General features: G+C 48.2%; 4 protein-coding genes (1 of these 4 running past the window's edge). All 4 read right to left on the bottom strand.

Annotation, left to right across the window (positions count from 1 at the left end):
• On the bottom strand, positions 1–1,326 hold the 5' portion of the coding sequence (locus tag KIK04_RS12655; protein ID WP_232278717.1) for a carbon starvation CstA family protein. 753 nt of this gene lie to the left of the window's left edge; 1,326 of the gene's 2,079 nt are visible here — the first part of the coding sequence; it begins with the start codon at positions 1,324–1,326; the stop codon falls past the left edge of the window.
• A 381-nt stretch (positions 1,327–1,707) separates the two neighbouring features.
• Positions 1,708–2,484, bottom strand: a complete 777-nt coding sequence (locus KIK04_RS12650) for a LytR/AlgR family response regulator transcription factor (RefSeq protein ID WP_232274072.1) — start codon at positions 2,482–2,484, stop codon at positions 1,708–1,710.
• 101 nt (positions 2,485–2,585) lie between these two features.
• Positions 2,586–4,595, bottom strand: a complete 2,010-nt coding sequence (ligA, locus tag KIK04_RS12645) for an NAD-dependent DNA ligase LigA (protein WP_232278716.1) — start codon at positions 4,593–4,595, stop codon at positions 2,586–2,588.
• Positions 4,596–4,729: 134 nt separating this feature from the next.
• A complete protein-coding gene (pcrA, locus tag KIK04_RS12640) occupies positions 4,730–7,117 on the bottom strand; it encodes a DNA helicase PcrA (RefSeq protein WP_232274071.1) in 2,388 nt (795 codons plus the stop codon).
• Positions 7,118–7,197: the final 80 nt, after the last annotated feature.

The raw sequence follows: 7,197 nt of genomic DNA, 5'->3' as shown, positions 1-7,197 counted from the left end.
GCCCGTCCGGGACAAAATAGTGGATTCGCCAACATCTTTGGCCATCGTATCCAAGTCAGCGGGTGTTATCGTGAAGCCCCACTGTCCTATGGTAGCGGCAGCCTGCACGGTATCGGTTCCTATTACGCTAGCCGGGCTATTCATTGCAAAGTATACGCCTGGCGTAAGCACGCAAGCTGCAACGAGAGCCATAATCGCAACGAACGATTCCATCAGCATGGCGCCGTAGCCGATAGGACGGGCATGCGACTCGCGTTCAAGCATTTTAGGCGTCGTGCCGGAAGAAACAAGCGCATGGAAGCCAGAGACAGCGCCGCAGGCAATCGTGATGAACAGGAACGGGAATAAGTTCCCTGCAAACACGGGGCCCGTCCCGTCTACAAACTGCGTGAGAGCCGGCATTTGCAATTCGGGCATAACGAACAAAATACCGAGCGCCATACCTACGATCGTACCTATTTTAAGAAAAGTGCTTAAATAATCGCGCGGCGCCAGCAATAGCCAGACTGGAATGGCTGAAGCGACGAAGCCGTAAACAATCATCATAAGTGCAATGGTTTCACTATCAAATGTGAACCATGCTGAATATGTCGGATGTTCAGCAACGTATTGTCCACCTATTAAGGAAAGAAAGAGTAACACGAGACCAATAACCGAACCTTCTCCTACACGCCCCGGTCGGATGTAACGCATATATAGCCCCATAAAGATCGCGATTGGAATCGTAGCCGCGATCGTAAACATTCCCCACGGGCTACCAACGAGCGCTTTAACGACGACGAGGCCAAGAACGGCAAGTAAAATGATCATAATTCCGAGTATACCGATCATAGCGACGGTGCCGGTTAGCTTTCCGACTTCATCTTTAATCATGTCCCCTAGCGATTTTCCATTGCGACGAGTAGATGCGAACAAAATAATAAAGTCTTGTACAGCCCCTCCTATCATAACGCCGACAATGAGCCATATGGCTCCTGGCAGATAGCCCATTTGCGCAGCCAATACTGGGCCGACGAGTGGGCCCGCTCCTGCAATCGCGGCAAAGTGGTGCCCGAAAAGAACCCATTTGTTCGTCGGGACGTAATCTTTGCCATCATTTTTGAGTTCGGCCGGTGTTTGACGCTTATCGTCGAGTCCGAACACCTTGTTAGCTAGAAATTTGCTGTAGAAGCGATACGCAACGGAGTAAAAGCAAACGGCAGCGATAACGAGCCACACCGCATTAATGGTTTCGCCGCGGTTCAACGCTAATGTTCCCAGCGCACTAGCACCGATCAGTGAAATAAGTCCCCACAGTAAGATGGATATCCACGCTTTCTTTTTCATCACGAATCGTCTCCCCTATAGAACGTTTGAAATCAAAAATGGCATGTACATTTGGTTGCAAATTTAGTGGTGCATAGCGTGTCATGCATATGATGAGAGTTTTTGCTTGTAAAAGACCTTGATCACCGTCGTAATGCCACGTTACTGCGATAAAGTTAAATCACGCGGATATGTACTATAGATATGTTCAGCATACTGCTCAATCAAGGTCGATTCTAAGCTGACACAAGATGCTCTAAGTTGCTTCAAGTACATACATAAAGCTACAAAGTGCTTATTCACCACCTGTTCACATTTTGATAACGATTGCAAAAAGTATAATCGGTTCACACCGTAATACAATGGGACAGGAGCGTTATGTAAGATATGTAGATCAAGATGTTAAATTTCTAGCTTATATCGCAGCTCTTTAACATAGTTACGGCTCACAGGTACTGTGCTGCCTTCACTCATCAGCAAGTTGAATGTTCCAGTTGTATACGTACTGAGCTGTTCAGCATGACGCATGCTAATAACAAAGCTTTTATGGCAACGGAAAAATAAATAGGGTTCAAGTCTACGCTCCAACTCTTGGAGTGTACGTGTCGTGAAGTAGGTTCCTTGCGTCGTAACTACGCGGACGTGCTTGTCCTGTTTTTCAAGAAAAATAATATGCTCGGGCATCACATAATGAGTTACGTTTTCGTTCGGAAGTGCGAGCTTGCACGCATGGATGGATGAAGGTCGGGTCTGAGAGGTATTTTGCGTGTTCATTCGATTGTTCACTTGCGTGTTTAATTGCGTGTTAAATTGGAGTTCCTTTAATATCGCGTATATGTCCTGCTCATCGTAAGGCTTTAATAGATAATGATAAGCTCGCAATTGAAAGGCTTGTAGCGCATACTCATCATAGGCTGTACAAAAAATAATCGGAATACGCTGTGTGATGTGCTTTATTGGCATCGCGGAAATATGTTCTGCTACTTGAAGTCCGCTTATATCGGGTAAATTAATATCTAAAAAAATGAGTTTCGGCTCCCGCTCCTGAACAAGCTGCAATGCTTCTGTTCCTGTGGCAGCTTGTACAATTTCTAATTCCTCGTGGTAAAGGGATAGTGTGTGCGCCAGATCTTCGCGCGCCAGCGGCTCATCTTCAACGATGAGAATGGTCCATGACATACAGGGGCCTCCTAATATGAAAATTAAAAATCCCCGTCTCGTTCACTTTGGTGAAAGCGACGCATAAACGGGGATTGATCGTGTACTCGTCTGCGCTTGTACTATTGCGGCAGTGCCTCGTTTAGCAGGCGAATGAGTTCATTTTCATCTGTGATGACTGGAATGCCTAGCTGTTCGGCCTTGGCTAGTTTGCTGCCTGCCTTTTCTCCGGCGATGACAAGATCGGTCTTCTTGGATACACTGCCTGTAATCTTAGCACCGCAAGCTTCTAACTTAGCGGCAGCTTCGTCACGTGTCAGCTGGTGAAGTGTACCTGTTAGGACAACCGTCTTCCCGTAGAAGAACGAATCTACACTTACGGGCGCTGCTTTAACTGGTGCCTGTGGCTGTAGGCCCAACTCCAGCATGCGGGTAATGCTTGCTTGGTTAATCGGGTCAGCGAAAAAGCTGACAATACTATCGGCTACGATACCACCAACGTCTGGGATGGCGATAAGCTCATCTAGCGTAGCATTCATAATCGCTTCAAGTGTGTTGAAATGATCGGCTAGCGCCTTAGTCGTCGTCTTCCCTGTGTTTGGAATACCAAGTGCAAATAAGAAGGCGGAAAGGTCGCGAGTCTTGCATGCTTCAAAAGCTTGCAGCAGGTTGTTCGCTTTTTTCTCACCAAATCGATTTAGGCTAATCAACTGCTCAAACGTGAGCGCGAATAGATCAGACGGATCACGTACTTCAAGTTCATCGTACAACTGTTCTGCTGTCATAACGCTAAACGTCTCAATATCCATCGCATCCCGCGATGCAAAATGGGCAAGGCGTCCTACAAGCTGCGGCTTACAGCCAAGCTTGTTGTTGCAGAATAGATGGGCACCGCGCAATTCCAGCTCCGAGCTGCAAGATGGGCAATGAGTAGGGAATGTGATTTCCTCCCCGTCCTGCTCATCCGTTACTTTCCCCAAAATTTCAGGGATTACGTCATTAGAGCGGCGAATGAATACACGTGAGCCGAGTGCGTGTTTCAAATTTTTACGCTCGATGTCGCCGATGTTATTCAACGTACAATTCTGTACGGTTACACCCGCCAGCTCAACCGCTTCTACACGAGCAACGGGAGTGATTTTGCCTGTACGACCAACTTCCCAACTTACGCTTTCGAGTACGGTCGTCGTTTCTTCAGCTTCGAACTTAAATGCGACTGCCCAACGCGGAAACTTATCGGTGTAGCCGAGTACTGTGCGCGTGCGCATGTCGGTTACTTTGACTACGGCACCGTCAATAAGGTAATCAAGCGATGGCCGCTGCTCCTGAATACGTTCAAGCTCCGCACGTACATCTTCAATCGTATTGAAGTAAGTGATGTATGGGTTCACTTTGAATTGGTTGTCTCTCAAAAACTGCATCATTTCACGATGGTCGTGAAATAAGTCGGTGTCCGAATATCCGACATTGTAGAAAAATGCGTTAAGCTTCCGCGTTGCTGTCACTTGCGGATTCAAGTTGCGCAGCGCGCCCGCAGCTGCGTTGCGTGCATTTTTGAGCGGCTCTGCGGCTGTCTCGTTATAGGCTTCAAGCACAGACAGGTTCATGATGCCTTCGCCTTGTACTTCAACTGTTCCTTCTATATAAGGAATGGTGAGCGGTACAGAGCGAATCGTTTTGACTTGTGGCAAAATGGACTCGCCGATGAGGCCGTTCCCGCGCGTCGAAGCTTGGACGAGCTGTCCGTCTGTGTACGTAAGGTTCAGCGTTAAGCCGTCGTACTTGAGCTCTACCACGTATGTAGGAGCCGGCAGTGGCTCCTCATCGGGATTTTTCGTATTGTAGTCTTGAACGAGTTTAAGGACACGCTGATTCCAAGCGTACAAATCTGCTTCGTTCTGGGCTTTGTCCAAGCTCCAAAGACGTGATAGGTGTCGATGCGGGTCAAAGCCTTTGAGTAGTTGCCCCCCGACACGTTGGGTCGGGGAGTCGGGCTGGGTTACACCCATTTGCTGCTCTAGGGTAACTAACTCATCGTAAAGAGCATCGTATTCTTTATCGCTAAGGACAGGCTCGTCCAATGTGTAGTAATGGTAGTTGTACTTATTTAAATCCGCAATGAGTTGAGACATGCGGGACTGTGCGTCTGCCACGAAGGTAGCTCCTTTCGGTTGCTTGTTGCTTCTCACTCGCCAAGTTGAATGTTACTTGTCGGTTGTTACTTGTCGTTTGATTCTAGGTGCGTAATGCTTTCTGCACGACAAGACTATACTTTGGTTACGGGTGCAAAGGCAGATAGCAATCGTTTGACGCCTACAGGAGCTGGGAATGCGATTTGCAGTTCCGTGTCCGTGCCCGTACCTTTTACGGATACGATGACGCCAACGCCCCATTTGGCGTGAGATACTTTGTCACCTGTCTGGAAGGAACCATCCTGTGTTCCGGTCTGCTTGGCGCTGTCGAGTGCGGACGTGACCGTCACTTTACTCGCACTAGCGCTGCGGCTGCCGAGGCCATTGCTTGAGCCGTTGGCGTTGTTGCCGCCGGAACTTGCTGAGCCTTGGTTGCCCGCGCTACCAGAGCTGCCGCTGTAGCCGAGCCCGCGGCCGCCGTAGGAAGCGGCTGTATTGCTGCGACCGTAGCGATCATGACGACCGTAGCGACCGCCAGATGTCGATACTTCTTCCTTAACTTCGTCCGGTATTTCTGCTAAAAAGCGCGACGGTGCATTTGCACTCGTTCGTCCGAACAAGGTGCGCGTACGAGCACATGTTAGGAACAATTGCTTCTCGGCACGAGTGATACCTACATAGGCTAAGCGACGTTCCTCTTCCAATTCCTCATTGTCGTTGAATGTGCGACTATGCGGGAAGACGCCTTCCTCCATGCCTATTATGAATACGGTTGGGAATTCCAACCCTTTCGCACTGTGCATGGTCATGAGGATGACCGCATCTTGCGGCTCTTCGTCATCATCGGAATCACCCATGGAATCGATGTCCGCGATAAGCGCCAAGTCCGTCAAGAATGAGACGAGCGATTTATCTTCATTGCGCTTTTCGAAATCCTGTGTAACGGATAGGAACTCGTCGATGTTCTCAAGTCTTGCTTTCGATTCGAGCGTATTCTCGCGCTGAAGTTCTAACTTATACTCGGATAGCTCGAGTATCTTTTCGGTAAGCTCGGTGACAGACAAGTACTCCAACATACGATGCAAGTTGTCGATCATCGCTTGGAAGTCACGTAATGTACCTTTTGTCTTAGGCGCGATGTCGATGTCATCCATATTGGCGATGACTTTGATAATGGATGTATCGCGCGCAGTCGCCGCATCGGACAGCTTAGCGATCGTTGTAGCGCCAATGCCTCGCTTTGGTACGTTAATAATTCGCTCTAGACTGATGTCGTCGTCCGGGTTAGAGATGAGACGCAAGTACGCAAGCAAGTCTTTAATCTCTTTGCGGTCATAGAATTTGATGCCGCCGACGATTTGATACGGAATTTCGGATTTAATAAGTATTTCCTCAATAACACGAGACTGCGCGTTCGTCCGATATAAAATGGCATGGTCGCTGTACGACTTGCCGCTCATTTGATTTTTTTTAATTTCCCCTGTTACAAAATATCCTTCGTCATGCTCTGTATCCGCTTGGTAAAGCTTAATCGCGCTACCCTCGCCACGGTCAGTCCACAACTTCTTCGGTTTGCGGCCGATGTTCAGCTTGATGACCTCGTTGGCAGCATTCAGGATATTCGAAGTGGAACGATAATTTTGCTCAAGCATAATCGTCGTCGCGTTCGGATAATCCTCTTCAAAGTTGAGGATGTTCGAAATGTCAGCGCCGCGCCAGCGATAGATCGACTGGTCGCTGTCACCGACAACGCAAATGTTCTTATGCTGGTCTGCCAACATACGGCACAACATATATTGCGCGCGGTTCGTATCCTGATACTCGTCGACGTGAATGTATTTGAATTTTTTTTGATAAAAATCGAGCACTTCCGGCACTTGCTTAAACAGTTCGATCGTCATCATGATGAGATCGTCAAAATCGAGCGAGTTGTTGCTTCTGAGTCGCTTTTGATACATTTTGTACACGTTAGAAACGATGCCATCGAAGTAGTCGCCGATTTTTTGCTCAAAGCGCTGCGGTGAAATGAGTTCGTTTTTCGCTGTGCTGATGGAAGCTTGCACGGCTTTAGGCTCAAATTTCTTCGTATCTAGGTTAAGGTCCTTCATACAGCCGCGAATAACGGAAAGTTGGTCTGCTGAGTCAAGGATAGAGAAGTTGGATGAGAATCCAATCCGCTCAATGTCTTTGCGCAAAATTCGCACGCACATGGAGTGGAAGGTCGAAACCCAAATATCGTGTCCTTCTGGGCCACCGACTAGTCTGGATACACGTTCCTGCATTTCACGTGCTGCTTTGTTCGTAAAGGTAATGGCGAGAATCCCCCACGGCGGTGCTTTGCGTGTTGCGACTAGATATGCGATGCGATGCGTCAGAACGCGCGTCTTACCAGAGCCCGCTCCAGCCATAATGAGCAGCGGTCCTTCGGTAACCTCGACGGCACGCTGTTGCTCGGGGTTAAGCTTCGCTATTGCTTCGTGTATGTCCGTCCTTTCACGGGATGAGTCAAGAAATTCAAACATTTATCCGTAACTCCTTTCTTATTTCACATTATCTTTTCTCACATATAAATAATCGATTTATATCAATGTTCATTAACGTC

The organism is Paenibacillus sp. 481 (genome assembly GCF_021223605.1).
Classification (GTDB): Bacteria; Bacillota; Bacilli; order Paenibacillales; family Paenibacillaceae; genus Paenibacillus_B.
This window is presented reverse-complemented; position numbering and strand designations above follow the sequence as displayed.

Bases quoted from the DNA above. Each gene is read 5' to 3' on its own strand.
- ligA (WP_232278716.1), bottom strand. From the start codon at position 4,595: ATGTCTCAACTCATTGCGGATTTAAATAAGTACAACTACCATTACTAC.
- pcrA (WP_232274071.1), bottom strand. From the start codon at position 7,117: ATGTTTGAATTTCTTGACTCATCCCGTGAAAGGACGGACATACACGAA.
- KIK04_RS12650 (WP_232274072.1), bottom strand. From the start codon at position 2,484: ATGTCATGGACCATTCTCATCGTTGAAGATGAGCCGCTGGCGCGCGAA.